This window comes from Streptomyces sp. NPDC091649 (assembly GCF_044756785.1).
In the GTDB taxonomy this organism is placed as follows: Bacteria; Actinomycetota; Actinomycetes; order Streptomycetales; family Streptomycetaceae; genus Streptomyces.
This window is the reverse complement of the sequence record NZ_JBIVTR010000003.1, coordinates 394,680-414,153: the sequence shown is the minus strand read 5'-3', so window position 1 is coordinate 414,153 and position 19,474 is coordinate 394,680. Positions and strand designations below refer to the sequence as shown.

At 73.1% G+C, this 19,474-nt stretch carries 17 protein-coding genes; 7 read left to right on the top strand and 10 right to left on the bottom strand.

Going from position 1 to position 19,474, the window contains the following annotated elements:
* Positions 1–79: 79 nt before the first annotated feature.
* The 8 genes from ACIQMU_RS09375 to ACIQMU_RS09340 form a co-directional block, all read right to left on the bottom strand.
* The gene (locus tag ACIQMU_RS09375; protein ID WP_352238657.1) at positions 80–1,270 is read right to left on the bottom strand and encodes a histidine kinase; all 1,191 of its coding nucleotides are present in this window, start codon (positions 1,268–1,270) and stop codon (positions 80–82) included.
* Positions 1,267–2,769 (bottom strand): cation acetate symporter, encoded by a 1,503-nt coding sequence (locus ACIQMU_RS09370; RefSeq protein ID WP_352238658.1) that lies wholly within the window; start codon positions 2,767–2,769, stop codon positions 1,267–1,269. Before ACIQMU_RS09370 ends, ACIQMU_RS09375 begins: the two co-directional genes overlap by 4 nt.
* On the bottom strand, positions 2,766–3,128 hold the full coding sequence (locus tag ACIQMU_RS09365) for a hypothetical protein (RefSeq protein WP_352238659.1): 363 nt from the start codon (positions 3,126–3,128) through the stop codon (positions 2,766–2,768). The genes ACIQMU_RS09370 and ACIQMU_RS09365 overlap by 4 nt, the downstream gene beginning before the upstream one ends.
* An 86-nt stretch (positions 3,129–3,214) precedes the next feature.
* Positions 3,215–3,967, bottom strand: coding sequence for a LytTR family DNA-binding domain-containing protein (locus tag ACIQMU_RS09360; protein ID WP_352238660.1), 753 nt, complete (start codon positions 3,965–3,967; stop codon positions 3,215–3,217).
* Positions 3,968–4,082: 115 nt separating this feature from the next.
* Positions 4,083–4,943 (bottom strand): DNA-formamidopyrimidine glycosylase family protein, encoded by an 861-nt coding sequence (locus tag ACIQMU_RS09355; protein ID WP_352238661.1) that lies wholly within the window; start codon positions 4,941–4,943, stop codon positions 4,083–4,085.
* A 36-nt stretch (positions 4,944–4,979) separates the two neighbouring features.
* On the bottom strand, positions 4,980–6,347 hold the full coding sequence (locus tag ACIQMU_RS09350) for a wax ester/triacylglycerol synthase family O-acyltransferase (RefSeq protein ID WP_402688556.1): 1,368 nt from the start codon (positions 6,345–6,347) through the stop codon (positions 4,980–4,982).
* A gap of 111 nt (positions 6,348–6,458) precedes the next feature.
* Positions 6,459–8,522 (bottom strand): SpoIIE family protein phosphatase, encoded by a 2,064-nt coding sequence (locus ACIQMU_RS09345; protein ID WP_352238663.1) that lies wholly within the window; start codon positions 8,520–8,522, stop codon positions 6,459–6,461.
* A 129-nt stretch (positions 8,523–8,651) separates the two neighbouring features.
* Complete coding sequence (locus ACIQMU_RS09340) at positions 8,652–9,767, bottom strand: DUF6777 domain-containing protein (protein WP_402688555.1); 1,116 nt, start codon at positions 9,765–9,767, stop codon at positions 8,652–8,654.
* Positions 9,768–9,935: 168 nt separating this feature from the next.
* Here ACIQMU_RS09340 and ACIQMU_RS09335 point away from each other — a divergent pair, with 168 nt between their 5' ends.
* Genes ACIQMU_RS09335 through ACIQMU_RS09325 form a run of 3 tightly spaced genes read left to right on the top strand, consistent with a single transcriptional unit; the run spans position 9,936 to position 12,782 of the window.
* Positions 9,936–10,796 carry a YndJ family protein gene (locus ACIQMU_RS09335; protein ID WP_352238665.1) on the top strand — a complete coding sequence of 287 codons (861 nt, stop codon included), beginning with the start codon at positions 9,936–9,938 and terminating at the stop codon, positions 10,794–10,796.
* Positions 10,793–11,305, top strand: a complete 513-nt coding sequence (locus ACIQMU_RS09330; RefSeq protein WP_402688554.1) for a DUF1990 family protein — start codon at positions 10,793–10,795, stop codon at positions 11,303–11,305. Before ACIQMU_RS09335 ends, ACIQMU_RS09330 begins: the two co-directional genes overlap by 4 nt.
* Positions 11,306–11,327: 22 nt before the next feature.
* Complete coding sequence (locus tag ACIQMU_RS09325) at positions 11,328–12,782, top strand: lipase maturation factor family protein (protein ID WP_402688553.1); 1,455 nt, start codon at positions 11,328–11,330, stop codon at positions 12,780–12,782.
* A 4-nt stretch (positions 12,783–12,786) separates the two neighbouring features.
* Here the strand turns inward: ACIQMU_RS09325 and ACIQMU_RS09320 are convergent, their stop codons facing one another.
* Entirely contained in the window at positions 12,787–12,963 is a 177-nt protein-coding gene (locus tag ACIQMU_RS09320) for a hypothetical protein (RefSeq protein ID WP_164610478.1), read from the bottom strand.
* 355 nt (positions 12,964–13,318) lie between these two features.
* Complete coding sequence (locus tag ACIQMU_RS09315; protein WP_352238668.1) at positions 13,319–14,803, bottom strand: SDR family NAD(P)-dependent oxidoreductase; 1,485 nt, start codon at positions 14,801–14,803, stop codon at positions 13,319–13,321.
* A 242-nt stretch (positions 14,804–15,045) separates the two neighbouring features.
* On the opposite strand from ACIQMU_RS09315, the gene ACIQMU_RS09310 reads away from it, so the two are divergent.
* From ACIQMU_RS09310 to ACIQMU_RS09295, 4 genes are all read left to right on the top strand, one after another.
* Positions 15,046–15,942 carry an RNA polymerase sigma factor SigF gene (locus ACIQMU_RS09310; RefSeq protein WP_352238669.1) on the top strand — a complete coding sequence of 299 codons (897 nt, stop codon included), beginning with the start codon at positions 15,046–15,048 and terminating at the stop codon, positions 15,940–15,942.
* A 206-nt stretch (positions 15,943–16,148) separates the two neighbouring features.
* Entirely contained in the window at positions 16,149–17,384 is a 1,236-nt protein-coding gene (locus tag ACIQMU_RS09305) for a SpoIIE family protein phosphatase (RefSeq protein WP_352238670.1), read from the top strand.
* Complete coding sequence (locus ACIQMU_RS09300; RefSeq protein ID WP_402688552.1) at positions 17,374–19,005, top strand: ATP-binding protein; 1,632 nt, start codon at positions 17,374–17,376, stop codon at positions 19,003–19,005. Before ACIQMU_RS09305 ends, ACIQMU_RS09300 begins: the two co-directional genes overlap by 11 nt.
* Positions 19,002–19,445 (top strand): response regulator, encoded by a 444-nt coding sequence (locus ACIQMU_RS09295; RefSeq protein ID WP_069736306.1) that lies wholly within the window; start codon positions 19,002–19,004, stop codon positions 19,443–19,445. The genes ACIQMU_RS09300 and ACIQMU_RS09295 overlap by 4 nt, the downstream gene beginning before the upstream one ends.
* Positions 19,446–19,474 lie beyond the last annotated feature (29 nt).

Genomic DNA, 19,474 nt, shown 5'->3' with positions numbered 1-19,474 from the left:
CGGCCGGCTCGGGCGTCGAGGTCCGGGCCCGCGCGCCGCGGGGCATGCTCGGACAGATACGGCCGTACGTCGGGCGGGGTCACGAACCATGCACCCCAGCACGGTACTTGGGGAGCCTCAGGGTGATCTTCATGCCCGCCCCGACTCCGGTCTCGATGACGAGGCCGTAGTCGTCGCCGTAGACCTGGCGCAGCCGCTCGTCCACGTTGAGCAGGCCGATGCCGGTGGAGGCGTCGCCCTCGCCGCGCAGGATCCGCCGCAGCCGTTCGGGGTCCATGCCGGTCCCGTCGTCCTCGATGACCACCTCGGCCTCCGAGCCGGCGTCCAGGGCGCTGATGGTGATGCGGCTGCGGGTCGCGGCGCCTTCGAGGCCGTGTTTGACGGCGTTCTCCACCAGCGGCTGGAGGCACAGGAACGGCAGCGCGACCGGCAGCACCTCGGGGGCGACCTGGAGGGTGACGGCGAGGCGTTCGCCGAAGCGTGCGCGGACGAGCGCCAAGTACTGGTCGATGGAGTGCAGTTCGTCGGCCAGAGTGGTGAACTCACCGTGCCGGCGGAACGAGTAGCGGGTGAAGTCGGCGAACTCCAGGAGCAGCTCACGGGCCTGTTCGGGGTCGGTCCGGACGAACGAGGCGATCGCGGCGAGCGAGTTGAAGATGAAGTGCGGCGATATCTGCGCCCGCAGCGCCTTGATCTCGGCCTCGATGAGCTGGGTGCGGGAGCGGTCGAGTTCGGCCAGTTCCAGTTGGACGCAGACCCAGCGCGCCACCTCCCCCGCGGCCCGCGCCAGCACCGCCGATTCGCGCGGGGCGTAGGCGACGAGCGCGCCCAGGACCCGGTTCTCCACGGTGAGCGGGACGGCGACGGCCCAGCGCAGCGGGCAGTCGAGGTCGTCGCAGCCGCTGTCGAAGGCGGTGCCGCGGCCGGTGTCCAGCAGCACCTTCAGGTGCCCCATCACGTCCTTGCCGTGGTGCTGCCCGGCGCCGTCCCAGACCAGCACCCGGTCCCGGTCGGTGAGGCAGAGCGCGTCGGTGCCGAGCAGGGAGCGCAGCCGGCGGGCGGCACGCCGGGCGCTCTCCTCGGTGAGGCCCGCCCGCAGCGGCGGGGCGGCCAGCGACGCGGTGTGCAGGGTCTCGAACGTGGCGTGCTCGACGGGCGTGCCGACGTCACTGGGGCGCAGCGGGCGGGAGGTGCGGCGGCCCAGCCGGAAACCGGCCCCCAGCAGCAGTGCGGCCAGGACCACCACCACGGCGACGGTCGCCCCGGTCATCCCTCCCTCCCGGCGGACCGGCCCGAGGAGAGCGCCTCGGGGAGGTGGAAGCGGGTCATGGCGGCGTTGGTGCCCGGGGGTATCCGTCCCGGTGTGGCGAGCGAGACCAGGATCATCGCGAGGAACCCCACGGGGACGGACCAGACGGCGGGCCAGGCCAGCAGGGCGTGCGGCCAGCCCGGCGGGCGTACGGAGCCGCTGACGGTGATGGCCACGGCGAGCAGGGCGGAGCCGCCGCCCAGCAGGAGACCGGCGACGGCCCCCGGCGGGGTGAGCCGTCGCCACCAGATGCCGAGGACGAGCAGCGGGCAGAAGGAGGAGGCCGAGACGGCGAAGGCCATGCCCACCGCGTCGGCCACCGGCACCCGGCTCACCAGCAGGGACCCGGCCAGCGGCACGGCGATGGCGAGGACGGTGGCGAGCCGGAAGTGGCGCACCCCGCGCGCGGGCAGCACGTCCTGGGTGATGACTCCGGCGACGGCCATGGTGAGCCCGGAGGCCGTGGACAGGAACGCGGCGAACGCCCCGCCGGCGATCAGCGCCCCGAGCAGGTCGCCGCCGAGTCCGCCGATGAGGCGGGCGGGCAGCAGCAGGACGGCGGCGTCCGCGTCCCCTCCGTGGCGCAGCTCGGGCGTGTAGAGGCGGCCGAGAGCGCCGTAGACCGGCGGGAGCAGGTAGAAGAGGCCGACCAGGGCGAGGACGGCGACGGTGGTGCGGCGGGCGTCGCGGCCGTTCGGGCTGGTGTAGAAGCGGACGACGACATGGGGCAGGCCCATGGTGCCGAGGAAGGTCGCCACGATCAGCCCGTAGGTGGCGTACAGCGGATGGTCGCCGCGGAAGACGGCGAGCTGGTCGTCGAAGCTGACCCGGGGCCGGCCGTCGCCCTGCCAGGCGAGGACCAGGAAGAGGGCGGGGACCAGGAGGGCGGTGAGCTTCAGCCAGTACTGGAAGACCTGGACGAAGGTGATGGAGCGCATGCCGCCGGCGGCGACGGCGGCGGTCACGACGGTGGCGACGAGCACGTCCCCGAGCCAGCCCGGAGCGCCCGTGAGGATCTTGAGGGTGAGTCCGGCGCCCTGGAGCTGGGGCACGAGGTAGAGCCAGCCCGCGCCGACGACGAGCGCGCTGACCAGCCGGCGGACCTGCCGCGATTCCAGGCGGCCCTCGGCGAAGTCCGGCAGGGTGTACGCCCCCGAGCGGCGCAGCGGGGCCGCGACGAAGACCAGGAGCACCAGGTATCCGGCGGTGTAGCCGACCGGGTACCAGAGCATGTCGGGGCCGTGGAGGAGGACCAGCCCGGCGACGCCGAGGAAGGAGGCGGCGGAGAGGTATTCGCCGCTGATCGCGGCGGCGTTGAGGCGGGGCCGTACGGTGCGCGAGGCGACGTAGAAGTCGGAGGTCGTCCGGGAGATGCGCAGACCGAAGCCGCCGACGAGGACGGTGGCGAGGACGACGAGGGCGACGGCCACCCAGGAGGCCGCGGGGGCGGGGGCGCTCACGGGGCGGGGCGGCCCTCCACCAGCCGGGCGAAGTCGCGTTCGTTGCGCTCGGCCCTGCGGACGTACCACCAGGCGGCCAGGGTGAGCGGCGGGTAGGTGGCGAAGCCCAGCACCGCCCAGACCAGGGCGGAACTGTTCAGCGCGGCGAAGAGGAGCGGCAGGGTCCCCGCGACGAGGGCGAGCACGCCGAAGACGGTGAGCCCGGCGCGCAGCTGGCCGCGCATCAGCGAGCGCACGTACGCCCCGCCGAGGGCGGTCTGCTCGTCGATCTCCGACTGGGTGCGGTAGCGGGGCAGCGGGCGCACCCGCCGCGGCTCCCCCGTGACCACGTGGCGCCGGGGCGATGGCTCTGCGGACATGGGCTCGGAGTGTAGGCGTCGGCGGGCCGTGCTGGGAAGGGATGACGGATCTCTCCCGGGCCCCGGCCCGGACGGAAGGGCCCAGGTCAGCGGCCGCCCTGGCGCATCAGGAGGTCGCGCAGGGCGCGGGTGTGGCGGCGGCTGACGGCGAGCTCGGCCTCCCCGATGCGCACGCTCATGCTGCCCGCGTCCAGGCGCAGTTCGTCGATCCGGCCCAGCGCCACGAGGTGGCGGCGGTGGATCCGGACGAAGCCGCGGGAGCGCCAGCGCTCCTCCAGGGTGGTGAGCGGGATGCGGACGAGATGGCTGCCATTGTCGGTGTGCAGGCGCGCGTAGTCGCCCTGTGCCTCGGCGTACGCGATCTCGTCGACGGGGACGAAGCGGATGACACCGCCGAGCTCGACCGGGATCTGGTCGCCCGCGCTGTCGTGGACCGGCGCGGACCGCTCCCCCACCTGTTCGGCGACGCGGCGGACGGCTTCGGCGAGGCGTTCGCGGCGGACCGGTTTGAGGACGTAGTCGACGGCCTTGAGGTCGAAGGCGTGGACGGCGAAGCCCTCGTGCGCGGTGACGAAGACGATGAGCGGGGGCGCGGCGAATCCGGCGAGGAGCTGGGCGACGTCGAGTCCGGTGAGGCCGGGCATGTGGATGTCGAGGAAGACGACGTCGATGGCGGCCGGGTCCTCGGGTCCCGCGTCCACCGCGCCGCCGATGCGGCGCAGCGCCTCGGTCGCTCCGGTGGCGCCCTCGGCGCTGCGCACACGGGGGTCGGCGCGCAGGAGGTAGAGGAGTTCCTCCAGGGCGGGTTGTTCGTCGTCGACGGCGAGTACGCGCAGCATGAGGCCGGAGTTTAGGGGGTGTCCGGCCGGTCCGGCCCGTGCGCGGACCGCGGGGCGCCCCCTCGGCGGCGGCCGTCCGCGCGGACGGCGGCGCGGCGGGCGTCCGCTCGTCCGGTCATTTCAGGAACTTCGAGAGCCGGCGGTCCGCCAGGGGCTTGCCGCCGGTCTGGCAGGTGGGGCAGTACTGGAGCGAGGAGTCGCTGAAGGAGACCTCCAGGACGGTGTCCCCGCAGACGGGGCAGTCCTCTCCGGTACGCCCGTGGACCCGCATCCCGCTCCGCTTCTCGGCCTTCAGCTTCCCCGCCTCCACTCCGGCTGAGCGGGCCACGGCGTCCTTGAGCGTGTCGCGCAGCGCGGTGTGGAGGCGGGTGACGTCGTCCTCGTCGAGGTCGGCGGTCCGTTTGAACGGGGACATTCTCGCGACGTGCAGGATCTCGTCGCTGTAGGCGTTGCCGATGCCCGCGATGAGCGACTGGTCGCGCAGCGCGCCCTTGATCTGGCGGCGTTCCCCGGCGAGCAGTGCGGCGAACGCGTCGCGGTCGAAGGCGTCGGCGAGGGGGTCCGGGCCGAGGCGGGCGATCCCGGGGACGTCGGCGGGGTCGTGGACCAGGTGGACCGAGAGGCGCTTCTTGGTGCCCATCTCGGTCAGGTCGAAGCCGTCGCCGTCCGCGGTCACCAGGCGCAGGGCGAGGGGCCCCTTGCCGGGGCGGGGCGGGGCGGCCGGGAAGGAGTCCTTCCAGCGGAGCCAGCCGGCCCGTGCCAGGTGGGTGCACAGGTGGAGCCCGCCCGCCTCGATGTCGAGGAACTTGCCGTACCGGGCGACCGAGGTGACGGCCGCGCCTTCCAGGGCGGCCGGCGGCGGGTCGTACGTCTTCAGGACGCTGATCGCCAGCGGGAGGACGCGGGCGATCTCCTTGCCGACCAGGTGGTCGTCGAGGAAGACCCGCAGGGCTTCGACTTCGGGCAGTTCGGGCATGGTTCCAGCCTGCCGCAGCCGGTGGGGTGCCGCCTGTCAGGCCACCGGCGAGCGGTCCCCTCCGGTGACGACGGCGTACAGCTCCGCGAACTCCTCCTCGACCGCCGCGGCGAGCCGTTCGAGGTCGGGCAGCGCCTTGCCGTCGGCGACCAGACCCACGTGCACCCGCCCGCCGTAGGTGGCGAGGGCGACCGCCAGGGACTGGCCCCGGGCCAACGGCGCCATGGGGTAGAGGGCAGTCAGCGGGCAGCCGCCCAGCGAGAGCGCGGAGCGGGGCAGGGGCACGCTGGTGACCAGTACGTCGAACAGCAGGCGGGCGGCGTTGGCCGCCAGCGGTGCGCCGAACCGGTGGGCCAGCGGTGGCAGTTGGTCGGCGAGAACGGCGACGGCTCCGGCGCCCTTCAGGGGGCCCGCCGCCTTGTTGCGGTCCATCGCGCTCCGCACGGCCCGGAGCCGCTCGCGCGGGTCGGCGGCGGTGACCGGCAGGCCGAGGAGATAGGCGGAGAGCCGGTTGCCGCTGGCGGTGGCCCCGCCGGGCCGGCGCCGGGAGACGGGGACCAGGGCGCGCGGGTCGGCGGCCGGCGGCCGCTCTCCGCGCCCGGTCATCCAGCGGCGCAGCGCCCCGGCGACGACGGCGAGGAGGATGTCGTTGGCGGTGCCGCCCTCGGCACGCCGGATCCGCTGGAGGTCCCCGGCGTCCAGGTCGGCGGTGGCCAGCCGCCGGGTGCCGCTGGAGGGCGCGGTCAAGGCGGTCGTGCCGCGCAGGTCGAGGCGGCCGGCGCGCACGACGGAGGCCCCCACGCCGAGCGCCCGGCCGACCTCGCCGATCCGCCCGATCGCCATGCCCGCCATCTCCCGGGGGTCGGGCAGCCAGGAGCGGGGCGGGACGGCGGGGCGGCCCCGTACGGCGGGGCGGGCGCTGGTGACGGCGGCGATCTCGTCGAAGATCCCGGCCCCGATGGCCACCGCCCGCATCCCGTCGGCCAGGGCGTGGTGCAGCTTGACCAGGACGGCGAAGGGCCCGCCGTTCCGAGCGCCGAGGAGGTACATCCGCCAGGGCGGCCGCCCGCGCCCGAGCGGCCGCTCCATGAGTTCGCCGGCCAGCCGGGCGGCCTCCGTCATGAAATCGCCGTCGTCCACGACGACGCGTTCGACGTGCCGGTGCACGTCGAAGTCCTTGTCCACCGTCCACGCCTTGCCGCCGACCGGCAGCAGCACGTCCCGCACGCGCATGCGCAGCCGGGGGATCGCGGCCGCGCGGGACGCGAGCAGGCCGAGGATCCGCTCCGGACCGACGCCGGGCGCCGGGGCGAAGACGGCGAGCGCGCCCAGGTGCATCGGGTGCGCGTCCGTTTCGAGGTGCCAGAAAGCGAGATCGAGCGGGGCGAGGAGCTCGGTACCCAACGGGGGGCCTCATGTCGTCGGAAGCGGCAGGGTCGGGGTGCGGTCGGCACCCCGCAGTCAATCCCCTGCCCACGGCCACGGTCAAGCACTGACGGATTACGCAGTGTTATGTCAGCGCGCCGGGATGAGGAACTCGCACCACACGCATTTGCCGCTGCCCCGCGACTCCACGCCCCAGACGTCGGCCAGCCGGTCGACCAGCATCAGGCCGCGGCCCGACACGCCGGCCTCTCCCGCGTCGCGGCGCCGGGGCAGCGCGCTGGAGCGGTCCTCGACGTCGACGCGCAGACGCCGCTCGGTTCCGGCGAGCACCCGGATGGTCACGACGGCGCCGCCGTCGGTGTGCATGAGGGCGTTGGTGATCAGTTCGTCGGCCGCGAGCTCGATCTCGTCGGCCCGGTCCTTCGCCCCCCAGGCCCGGACCGCGGCGCGGATCATGTGCCGGGAAGAACTCAGCGCCTCGGGGTCGTTCTGGGCGACGTGCTGCTGGAGGCGGCCGCCCGGCTGCGGGGCGTGCGCGGCCCGGCGGCGCAGCAGCAGGAGGGCGACGTCGTCCTGGCCGCCGCGCCCGTCGACGGCCTCGCACAGCCGGTCGGCCAGTTTCTGCAGGTCCCGGGGACCGTTGGAGACGAGCTCGGTCAGCAGCTGCATGCCTTCGTCCAGGTCGGAGCCCGGCAGTTCGACGAGGCCGTCGGTGAACAGGATCATCGTCTGTCCGGGGTCCAGCTCGACCGTGCCGACCGGGTACTCCAGCCGGCCGAACTCCGCCGAGAGGCCGAGCGGCAGGCCGCCCTCGGCGGGCATCCTGCGGCAGCTCCCGTCCACGTCGCGCACCAGTGGGTCGACATGCCCCGCGCGGACCACCTGGACGACGCCGGTGGTGAGGTCGACCTCGGCGTACGTACAGGTGGCGAAGCGGTCGGTGTCCAGTTCGTGGAGGAAGACAGAGGCGCGCGCCATGACCGTGGCGGGGCTGTGGCCCTCGGCGGCGTACGCGCGCAGGACGATCCGGAGCTGCCCCATGACGGCGGCGGCGTGGGTGTCGTGCCCCTGGACGTCCCCGATGACGGCTCCGACCCGGCCGCCGGGCAGCGGGATCAGGTCGTACCAGTCGCCGCCGATGTCCCGGCCGAGCCGGGCCGAGCGGTAGCGGACGGCGACCTGCGCCCCGGGCACGGCCGGGATCCGGCGCGGCAGCATCGCCTGCTGGAGGCCCTCGGCGAGGTCGTGCTCCTGCTCGTAGAGCATGGCGCGCTGGAGGCTCTGCGCGATCGAGGTGCCGAGCGCGATCAGCAGATTGCGTTCGTCGGCGGTGAAGCCCCCCTTGCCCCGGTAGAGGAGGCCGAGCGCGCCGATCGGCCGGGCCTGGGCGATCAGCGGCATGTAGGCGGCGGAGGTGACCCCGAGGTGGCTGATGCTGGGCCACAGGATCGGGTAGGAGGCGGCGAAGTCGTCGGCGGACTCGATGAAGCGCGGGGCCAGCGTGCGGACCACTTCGCTCATCGGGTACGGCTCGTCCACCCGGGTGTAGCGGGTACCGGGGACGTACGCGTCTTCGGGCCCGTCGGCCACGAGGTGGATGCGGCCGGACTCCAGCAGGCCCATGACGAGACTGGTGGCTCCGAGGTGGGCGAGCCCCTGGGAGTTCTTGAGGACGGCGATGACGTCCTTGACGGTACGGGCGTGGGCCAGTGCGGCGGTGGTGCCCTCGACCAGGCTGGTGCGCTGGCGGCGCTCGTCGTCCAGCTCGCGCCGGGCGGTGGAGTCGGCCAGCTCCTGGGTGGCGTCGCGGACGATCCCGATGATGCGGCGCGGGCGGCCGGTCCCGTCCCGGCGGACGAACCCCTGGGTGTGCGTCCAGCGCAGGGAGCCGTCGCGCCGCTGGATGCGGAAGTAGGCGCCGTAGTTGGTGCGGCCGCTCTTGAGCGCGTGCGAGACCATCGCGTCCAGGCGCTGCGCCTCGTCCGTCGGCACGCGCGGCGCGAGCGAGTCCGGCCCGCCGTCGTACTCGTCCGCCGTCAGGTCGAACACGTCGAGGGCGGGCTGGTCCATGTGCATGAGGCCGGTGTCGAGATCCCAGTCGAAGCTGCCCATACGGTTCAGGGCGAGGCTGAGGTCCGGGTGGGCGGGCCAGTCGTCGGGGAGTGACAGGGCACCCGCTACCCGATCATCCATGTCGGCCACTCTGCCACCATTTGTCCAATTCTTCTCGTCCGTTTCCCCCGCCCCTCACCGCACTCGGAGGCGGGGCCGCTCCGCCCCGGCACGGCCGACGGGCCGTGAGCCCGCCGCGCACGGGACGGATCAGCCGGCGAACACGTCACCGACGCCCGCCTCCATGGGCTCGTCCGGCCAGGGAGGTTCGGCCGGCCCGGCGGGCTCGTCCGGCTCGGCGGGGAAGACCTGGGTCGGCTCCGGCGCGACGTCCGGATCGCCCTCCTCGTACTCCCACGGCCCCTCGGGCGGGGTGTCGCCGAAGTCGTCGGACGGTTCGGCCGGTCCGGGGTCCGTCGGCCCTTCCGGTTCGACGGGGCCGGAGGGGTCCGGGTCGGTCGGGGCGGTGTCCGGGGGCGGAGGCTCGGAGGGGCGGCCCGGGGGCGGGAAGAGCAGGTCGACATCGGGCTCGAAGGGCGGCGGGTCGTCCGGGGCGCGGTCGCGGCCACCGCTGTCGCCCACGGCCCGCTCGATCCAGGTGTTGTCGTCGGCGTCGACGATGATCAGGCTGGTGGCCGCCGTGGCGCCGGGTTCGACGGCCACGATGCGGGCGGGGTCGTAGCCGGGCCAGCGCTCACCCCGGTGGGCGGCCTTCCCGTCGGCGGCCTCGGGCGGGCCCAGCGGGTTGCCGCAGGCGCACCGGACACGCGGCATCCCCCTGCTGTCGGCCAGGACGGCGGTGCCCGCCTGGAGCACGGCCTGGAAGGCGGTGGCCGAGCCGGCGCTGTAGCCGTGGTTGGTGACCTGGGCGTCGGCGCGCAGGACGACGGGGGTGAGCGACTTCAGGTATCCCGGGATCTGCACGGCCTCGATGGCGGCCGCGTCGGCGAAGGCGCGCGCCTTGTCCTCGTCGTCCGTCAGGAGGGCGGCCTGCCGCTCGACATCGCAGGCGGCGACCGACCGGGTGCCGCCGTAGAGCCCCGGGACGGCGCCGGAGACGGGATGGGCCGTCCGGGGGGCGGAGCCCGGACCGGCATCCGGCGCGCCCCCCGGGGACGGGGCGGCCGACGCCCGAGCCGTGGAAGCGGTGAACGGCCCCGGGCCGGGGGACGCGAGCGGCTGGAGGAGGATGTCCCCCGCCTCCGCCGTTCCCGTGGTGCCCTTCGCCGTGCGGCCGCCGCCCCCGCCGCAGCCGCCGGCGGCGAACAGCACCCCGGCGGAGAGCGCGGCGAGGGCCGTACGCCGGAAACGTCTGGGTGAGCGCACAGAGCTCTCCTGCCTGTCCCTGGGGAACGGATCGATGTCACCATCTGTGCCGCACCGGGCGCGGACCCGCAAGCGGACGACCGGCCACGACCCCCAGTCTTGAACACGTTCAAGAAACCCTCTACGCTCACCATCAGAACTTGAACACGTTCAAATCAAGGGGGTGTCATGTCCGCGCTGGTCAACACCATCGTGATGCTGGGCATGCTCGTCGTGGTGCCGGCGGGGCTGCGGCTGACCGGGCGGCGAGAGCTGGACCGGATCCGCAGGCTCTGGCCCGTCTTCGCCGTACCGGGCGCGATCGCCCTGTGGCTGCCGCGCGGCACCACCGCCACGGTGCTCGCCTGCTGCTACGCGCTGGGCACCGCCCTGCTCGCCCTGCACGCCCCGCGCCGGGCGGCCCGCGGCCGCGACCTCGACCCCGCGGGGATCGCCCTGCTCACCGCCCTGGTCACCCCGGCCGTGGCCGCGACCGCCCTGGTCGCCGAACGGTCCGGGAACGAGCTGTTCGGCTTCGGCCTCGGCATCCTCGCGCTGACCGTGCCGCACTTCCACTTCGCCGGATTCGCCGCCGCCCTGATCGCCGGGCTCGTCTGCCGGGTCTCCGACGGTCCGGCGGGCCGCTTCGCCGCACTGAGCGTGCCGCTGGGCACCCTGCTGGTCCTCGTCGGATACTTCATCGGCGACTGGGCCGAACTCGCCGGGGCCCTCGTCCTCACGGCCGGCATGTGGACGGTCGGCCTGCTGACCTGGCGCCTGGGGCGTGCCGACGGCCGGGACCGGACGACGCGGCTCCTGCTGCTCGCCTCCGCCGCCGTCCTGGTGGCGACGATGCTCCTCGCGCTGAGCTGGGCGCTCGGCGAGGCGACCGGGCTGCCCCACCCCACCCTGACCTGGATGGCCGCCACCCATGGCCTGGGCAACGCCCTGGGCTTCGCCCTCTGCTCGCTGCTGGCCTGGCGGCGACTCTGCGCCCAGGGACCCGTCCGCACCGAAGTACCCCAACGCACCGGAGGCAGGACCGCATGAGCACTCTCAGCTACCCGGAGGTCGGCGCGACCCGTCTCGGCCCGCTCCCCCGGGGCTACCACCACCTCCACCACCGCACCCGGGTCGGGCGGGGCCGGGCGGACTTCGCGGCCGCCGGGGCGGCGGTCACCGAGTGGCGGATGCACCGCGCCTCGGGCGCGCGGGTGGAGGCCCCGGCGCGGCGCGCGGAGCCGGGCGGCGGCGTCCGGGTGTCCCTGGGGCTCGGACCGCTGCGTTTCACGGCCCCCTGCGAGGTGATCTGGACAGCGTACGGGGAGGACGGCCGCACGGGCTTCGCCTACGGCACCCTCGCCGGGCATCCGGAGCGCGGCGAGGAGTGCTTCGTGGTGGAGCTCGCGGAGGACGGCGCCGTGTGGTTCACCGTGATGGCGTTCTCGCGCCCGGCCTCCTGGTACACCCGCCTCGCCGGACCGCTGGTGCCCGTCGCCCAGCACTGGTACGCGCGCAGGCTCGGCCGCACGCTGCGGCGCATCGTCGCCGCGAGCTGACTTCTGGCCGATACTGGCAGGGATGGACTGGTTCACCGCGGACGGCTACTGGCTGAGCCGGCTGGTCTTCCAGCGGGCTCTGGCCGTGGTCTATCTGGCCGCCTTCCTCTCCGCCGCGCTCCAGTTCCGGGCGCTGATCGGCGAGCGCGGCATGCTGCCCGTGCCTCAGCTGCTGCGGCGCACGCCCTGGCGGGCCGCTCCCGGACTGTTCCGGCTGCACTACTCGGACCGCTTCTTCGCCGCCGTCGCCTGGAGCGGCTGCGCCGTCTCGGTGGCCCTGATCGCCGGCCTCGACGGTCTGCTGCCGCTGTGGGGCGGCATGCTGCTCTGGGCGCTGCCCTGGGTGCTGTACCTGTCGATCGTCCAGGTGGGACAGGTCTGGTACGGATTCGGCTGGGAGTCGCTGCTCCTGGAGACGGGGTTCCTGGCGGTCTTCCTCGGCAGCGGGGACACGGCCGCGCCGGTGCTGGTGCTGTGGCTGCTGCGGTGGCTGCTGTTCCGGGTGGAGTTCGGCGCGGGGCTGATCAAGCTGCGCGGGGACGCGTGCTGGCGGGAGCTGACCTGCCTGGACTTCCACCACGAGACCCAGCCGATGCCGGGACCGCTGAGCTGGTTCTTCCACCATCTGCCCAGGCCCGTGCACCGGGTGGAGGCCGCCGCCAACCACGTCACCCAGCTGCTGGTCCCGTTCCTGGTGTTCACCCCGCAGCCGGTGGCGAGCGTGGCCGCCGGCCTCATGGTCCTCACCCAGCTCTGGCTCGTCCTGTCGGGGAACTTCGCCTGGCTGAACTGGCTCACCATCACACTGGCGCTGTCCGCGATCGACTGGACCCCGCTGGCCGGGCCGCCGCCGGCCCAGGCCGCACCGCCCCTCTGGTACGAGGCGGTCGTGATCGCGGTCACCGCCCTGGTCCTGGTCCTCAGCTACCGCCCGGCGCGCAATCTGTTCTCGCGGCGGCAGGCGATGAACCGGTCCTACGACCCACTGCACCTCGTCAACACGTACGGGGCCTTCGGGTCCGTCAGCCGGATGCGGCTGGAGGTCGTCGTGGAGGGCAGCGCCGATCCGGTGGCGCACGAGGACGCCGAGTGGCGGGAGTACGGTTTCCGCGGCAAGCCGGGCGATCCGCGCCGGCTGCCGCGCCTGTTCGCCCCGTACCACCTGCGGCTCGACTGGATGATGTGGTTCGCGGCGCTCTCCCCCGCGTACGCGCGCTCCTGGTTCGGGCCCTTCGCCGAACGGCTGCTCGACGGTGACCGGGACACTCTCCGGCTGCTGGGCCACAACCCCTTCCCCGACGGCCCGCCCCGGCAGGTGCGCGCCCGGGTGTTCCGCTACCGGTTCACCGGGTTCCGGGAGCTGCGGGCCACCGGCTGCTGGTGGCACCGCACCTATGTCCGGGAATTCCTGCGGCCCGTCTCCCGGCCGCTGCCGCCGGAGCGGGAGGGCCGGGAGACGGGCCGCGGGAAGCGCTGAGCCGTCAGTCGATGCCGGGCAGGATGTGCGGCTCGGCGAGGTCGTCCTCGTATCCGGCGAGCCGGATCGGGGCGGACCTGGCCCAGACCTCGATGTTCCGCAGCTTCTCGGGGCGGCCGGGCCGCCCCGCGTTCCGTTCGGCGGGGCGCATTTCGCGCTCGGTCAATTCCGGTGTCGTCACCGCGCACTCCTTCGTGTCGCGTCGCCCGGGGGCGCCGTCGCTCCGGCGGGGATGCCGGGGCGCGACCGCCTCGCGGGGGCAGGGTCGGGGAAATGTCGGTCGCGGTGGCGCCGGTTTCGGGCAGAACAGCGGCCGGGTTACCGACCATGTCCCAGGACGGTCGAGGAACCTTCGTGAGCCCCTCGATGACGTCCGTTCGCCTCAGCGTAACCAAATGAGCACCACCGCGCTCGATAGAACGTGTGCGGTGAGTCACATTCGAGCACCGGGTGCAGCGAAACCCGGCCCGGGGAACACCCTGGACCGGGATTTCGGCGTCCGCACGGAGACCGGCGGGCGGGCTGAGCCGTTCGGGTTACCAGTTCGCGGGGGCGTAGTCCTTGAGGAAGCAGCCGTAGAGGGCCTCGCCGCTCTCACCGCGCACGATCGGGTCGTAGACGCGGGCCGCGCCGTCGACCAGGTCGAGGGGCGCGTGGAAGCCCTCCTCGGCGAGACGCATCTTGTCCGGATGCGGGCGCTCGTCCGTGATCCAGCCGGTGTCCACGGCCGTCATCAGGATGCCGTCCTTCTCGAACATCTCCTGGGCGCTGGTCCGCGTCAGCATGTTGAGCGCGGCCTTGGCCATGTTGGTGTGCGGGTGGCCGGCGCCCTTGTAGCCGCGGCTGAAGACACCCTCCATCGCCGAGACGTTGACGACGTACGCGTGCTTCGCGGCGGCCCTGGCCATCGCCGGGCGCAGCCGGCTGATCAGGATGAACGGCGCGGTGGAGTTGCAGAGCTGGACTTCGAGGAGCTCGATCGGCTCGACCTCCTCCACCGTCTGGATCCAGCTGTTGGTGTCGTGCAGGTCCGGGACGAGGCCGCCGGCGTCGATCGCGGTGCCCGCGGCGATCCTGGCCGGCGAGGCGGAACCGGTGACCAGGGCGAGACCCGTGACGTCCTGGGCGCTCAGGCTTTCCTTGCGGGCGGCGGGCAGGGCGGCGACACGGTCGACCGTGCCGCTGCCGAAGGTGCCGATGACCTCGGCGACGGGCAGCTCGCCCGCGGGCAGCGGGGCCGACTCGGCGTTGACCAGCTCGCTGTAGGCCCCCGGGGAGCGGCGTACGGTCTGGGCGGCGTTGTTGATCAGGATGTCGAGCGGGCCCTCGGCCGCGACCGAGTCGGCCAGCGCGACGACCTGGGCCGGGTCGCGGAGGTCGATGCCGACGATCTTCAGCCGGTGGATCCACTCGTCGCTGTCCTCCATCGCCTTGAAGCGGCGGATCGCGTCGTTGGGGAAGCGGGTGGTGATCGTGGTGTGCGCGCCGTCGCGCAGCAGCCGCAGCGCGATGTACATGCCGATCTTCGCCCGGCCGCCGGTGAGCAGCGCCCGGCGTCCGGTCAGGTCGGTACGGGCGTCGCGGCGGGAGCGGTTCTCCTGGGCGCAGGACTGGCAGAGCTGGTGGTAGAACGCGTCGACCTCGACGTACCGCGTCTTGCAGATGTAGCAGGACCGGGGCCGCTGGAGGATGCCGGCGATCTCGGCCTGGGCGGAGGAGGAGGGCAGCACGCCCTGCGTCTCGTCGTCGATGCGCTCGGCCGAACCCGTCGCCGTGGCCTCGGTGACGGCCCGGTCGTGGGCGGTCTTCGCGGCGCGGCGCTCCTGGCGGCGGCGCTGCTTCACGGTGCGGTAGATCCCGGCGGTGGCCCGGCGGACGGCGACGGCGTCCGGGTGGTCCACCTCGATCCGGTCGAGTTCGTCGAGCACGCTCAGGCAGACGGCCAGCCGCTCCGGGTCGATGCCGGGACCGAACTCCTCGATTCCGGGAGCGAACTCCGGGCTGTCCTCTGTCACCGTCATTGCCGTTCCTCTGTCATCTTCTCGCCGCGGATCGTGGATCACCGCAGGCCGAAACACCCCGCCCAAGTTTGCCATGCGCGGGCCACTGCTCTGTTCGACCGGCGTACGAGCGGCGTCCCGGCGCCCGGCGTCGGAGGCGGCGGCGGGAGGGGCGGCCGAAAGAAACGGAATGAGGAGGCATGACTTCGCGGGAACGGGGCATGCGACCGTCCGACACATTGGGCAGCAAGAAGGGTGACACCATGACGGCGATGTCAGTGCGAGCCACCGGAGCGACGGCGCCGCTGAGCGACGCCGGAACCGGAGCGCGGACGGCGGACGTCACCGGAGACCTGCCCTGGGTCGAGGACGCCGGGAAGATCGCCCCGCAGGACGCACGGGCGCTGTCGAAGATCTTCTTCGACCGGCTCCAGGTCCTGGAAGAGGGCACCCACGAGCACCAGTACGCGCGCAACACCCTGATCGAGATGAACCTCTCCCTGGTGCGCTTCGCCGCGTCCCGGTTCCGCAACCGCGGCGGCGACGACACCGAGGACGTCATCCAGGTCGGCACGATCGGCCTGATCAAGGCCATCGACCGGTTCGACCTGTCCCGCGAGGTGGAGTTCGCCACCTTCGCCGTGCCGTACATCGTCGGGGAGATCAAGCGGTTCTTCCGCGACACCACCTGGTCGGTGCACGTGCCGCGACGGCTCCAGGAGCTGCGGGTGGACCTCGCCAAGGCGAAGGAGCAGCTCTCCGCCGAACTCGACCGCGACCCCACCGTCAAGGAGCTGGCCGCCCACCTCGACCTCCCCGAGGAGGAGATCATCGAGGGGCTCGTGGCCGCCAACGGCTACTCGGCGGGTTCGCTCGACACCCCCTCCGCGGACAGCGACTCCGGCCAGGAGCAGCGGGCGTACGCCGACGTCCTCGGCGAGACCGATCCGGCGATGGAGACCGTCGAGAACCTGCACACCCTGGCCCCGCTGCTGGACCGGCTCGACGACCGCGAGCGCCGGATCGTGCAGATGCGGTTCGGGGCGGAGATGACGCAGTCGCAGATCGGCGCGGAGCTGGGCGTGTCCCAGATGCACGTGTCGCGGCTGCTCAGCAGGATCGTGCAGCAGCTGCGCAAGGGGATGAGCGTCGAGGCGTGAGCCCGCGCGAGACGATCGGATTCCGGCCGGAATCAAGCCGTCCGCCCTTCCGGGCGGGCGGTTTCGCAGCCCCCGACCAGCGGACCGGTCCGCTGCGGGTCCCGTCACTCGCCTATGCTTCCTGACGATCAGGCCGGACGAACCGCGCCGTCGCACGAGGGGGTGGAGGGTTGATCGAGTCGGCCGTGGGAACATCGCCGGGGCCTGTGGGCATCTCCGGAATCCCCTCGCAGCAGGTCGCGGCCTCGCGAACCCCCGAAGCCCCGCTGTGGAACCTGAACGCGTCGATCCTCCTCGTGGAGGACGACGCGGGCGACGCGCTGCTCGTGGAGGAGATGCTCACCGACAGCGAGCTGGACTCCGCCCTCACCTGGTGCAAGACCCTGGCCGAGGCGCGGTCCTTCCTGCACGCCTCCGCCGCCCCGGTGTGCGTCCTCCTCGACCTGCACCTTCCCGACGTCCACGGCCTGGACGCCGTGCGCCAGATACTGGAGTCCGACAGCGACGCCGCGATCGTCGTCCTCACCGGCCTGGAGGAGTCCGGGACCGGGCTGCGCGCGGTCGCCGGAGGCGCCCAGGACTACCTGGTCAAGGGCCGTCTGGACCCCGAGGTGCTCTCCCGCGCGATCCGCTACGCCCTCCAGCGCAAGGAAGTGGAACGCGCCGCCGCCGCGCTGCGCGCCAACCGGCTGATCGCCCAGGAGAACGCCCGGCTGGAGCGCGGGCTGCTGCCCGTCCCCCTGCTGCGGGACGACCGCTTCCGGGCGCGCGCCCGGTACGAGCCCGGACGCGTCCACGGACTGCTGAGCGGTGACTTCTACGACGTCGTACAGACCTCGGACGGCACGGTGCACGCGGTGATCGGCGACGTCTCGGGGCACGGCGCCGCCGAGGCGGCGCTCGGCGTCTGCCTGCGGGTCGCGTGGCGTACCGCCGTACTGTGCGGTACGTCCCAGCCCGAGCAGATAGCCCTGCTGGAGGAGATCCTGGTCGCCGAGCGCTCGGACTCGCACGTGTTCGCCACGGTGACCTCGCTGGCCTTCCCGCCCGGGCAACGGCACGCCCAGGTGCTGCGGGCCGGTCACCCGGGCCTGCTGCTGCGCCAGGGCACGGACGTGGCCTGGGTGGAGCCAGAGGGCGGCATGGCGCTCGGGCTGCTGCCCGGGGCCGGCCGTTGGCCCACGGTCGACCTCCCGCTGACGCCCGGTGCGGGGCTCGTGCTCTTCACGGACGGGCTCTTCGAGGGGCGTACCGGACCCGACAGCCGCCTCGGCGAGGAGGGGCTGCTCGCGATGGCCCGGGCCAACGGGCACCTGGCGGCCCGCCCGTTCGTCGACGCCCTGGTGGCGGGAGCCGCCGAGGGGGCCGCCCCCTACGGCGGTCTCGCGGACGATGTGGCCGTTCTGCATCTGGGCTGGGGAGGGGAACCCGATGAACGGTGACAGCACGGAGGAACCGGCGCCGAGCGGCTTCGCGGCACGGCTGTCGGTGCAGAACTGGGTCCATCTGATTCTCGGCGGTTTCATCGTCGTGGTCTGCGGCTGCCTGGTGGTCGGCGGCCTCGTGATGTCCCGCATCTCCGACCGTACGACCGATCTGGTGGACCGGATCCAGCCCGCCAGATCGGCGTCCTTCCAGCTCCAGAACGCGCTGCTCGACCAGGAGACCGGGATCAGGGGATTCGCGCTGACCGGCGACGACTCCTTCCTCGAACCCTACGAGGCGGGGAAGGCCGCCGAGCGGGAGCGCCTGGCCCAGGTGCGGCGCCTGGTGGGCCCGGGGAGCCGGTACGCCGACGACCTGGACGCCATCTCCGCCGCCTCCCGGCAGTGGCGGCGGAGCAAGGTCGAGCCGTTGATGGCCACGGTCCGGGAACAGGGGCCGAGCGAGGCCGCCACCTCCGCGCAGTTGCAGCGCAGCAAGGCGGACTTCGACCAGCTGCGACGGGCCTACGCCACCCAGCAGCGGCATCTCGCCGAGGCGCGCGATCAGGCGCGGGCCGATCTCGACTCCGCGCGCACCACCCGCGACCAGGTGCTGTTCGCGCTGGTCACCGGCTTCCTGCTGACCATGGTGGCGCTGAGCATGCTGCTCCACCGGGTGGTGGGCGTCCCGCTGAACCGGCTGCGCGGCGCGTCCGACCGCGTCAGGTCGGGGGCCTTCAAGACGCGGATCGAGATCAAGGGGCCGTCCGACGTCCAGGCCGTGGCCTGGGCGGTGGAGGACATGCGGCGCCGACTGGCGGACGAGCTGGCCGAGGCGCAGGACCGCGAGGCCCTGCTCGCGGAGCAGACGGAGGAGCTGCGCCGGTCCAACTCGGAGCTGGAGCAGTTCGCGTACGTCGCCTCGCACGACCTCCAGGAGCCGCTGCGCAAGGTCGCCTCCTTCTGCCAGCTGCTGGAGAAGCGGTACGGCGAGGAGCTGGACGAGCGCGGCAAGCAGTACATCGCCTTCGCGGTGGACGGGGCCAAGCGGATGCAGGTCCTCATCAACGACCTGCTGACGTTCTCGCGGGTGGGACGGGTGCAGGAGAGCTGGAAGCCCGTGGATCTGGACCGCGCCCTGGACCGCGCCCTGGCCAATCTGGCTCTGGTGACGGAGGAGTCGGGGGCGGTGATCGAGCGGCCGGAGTCCCTGCCGGAGCTGCTCGGGGACGCGACCGCGCTCACCATGGTCTGGCAGAACCTCGTCGGCAACGCGGTGAAGTTCCGCCGCGAGGGCGTTCCCAGCCGGATCTCGGTCGACTGCGTACGCGAGGGCGAGGACTGGCACCTGACCGTGTCGGACAACGGGATCGGCATCGCGCCCGAGTTCGCGGACAAGGTGTTCGTCATCTTCCAGCGGCTGCACGCCCGGGACGAGTACGAGGGCACGGGCATCGGCCTCGCGCTCTGCCGGAAGATCATCGAGTTCCACGGTGGCCGGATCTGGCTGGAGCCCGAACCGGACGAGGGCACCCGTGTCCACTTCACCCTGCCCGTGGCGCCCGAGGCGCCCACCCACACCACGGCGGAGCTGCTCGCTCCCGCCCTGCTCACCAGCCAGCCGGGAGATCCTTCGTGAACACCCCTGTCCAGCCCATCGAGGTCCTGCTCGTCGAGGACGACCCCGGCGACGAGCTGATGACCCGTGAGGCATTCGAGGACAACAAGATCCGCAACACCCTGCACGTCGTGCGCGACGGGCAGGAGGCGCTGGACTTCCTCTACCGGCGCGGCGAGTACACCGAGGCCCCTCGGCCCGACCTGGTGCTGCTGGACCTGAATCTGCCCCGGTACGACGGCCGGCAGGTGCTGGAACAGATCAAGGGCGACCCCGAACTCTCCCTCATCCCGGTGGTCGTGCTCACCACGTCCTCGGCCGAGGAGGACATTCTGCGCAGCTACAAGCTCCACGCCAACGCGTACGTGACGAAGCCGGTGGACCTCGATCAGTTCATCGCGGCGGTGCGCCAGATCGACGAGTTCTTCGTGACCGTGGTGCGGCTGCCCGGACGTGCGTAGGATCGGTCCGGATCTCCTGGAGTGGGATC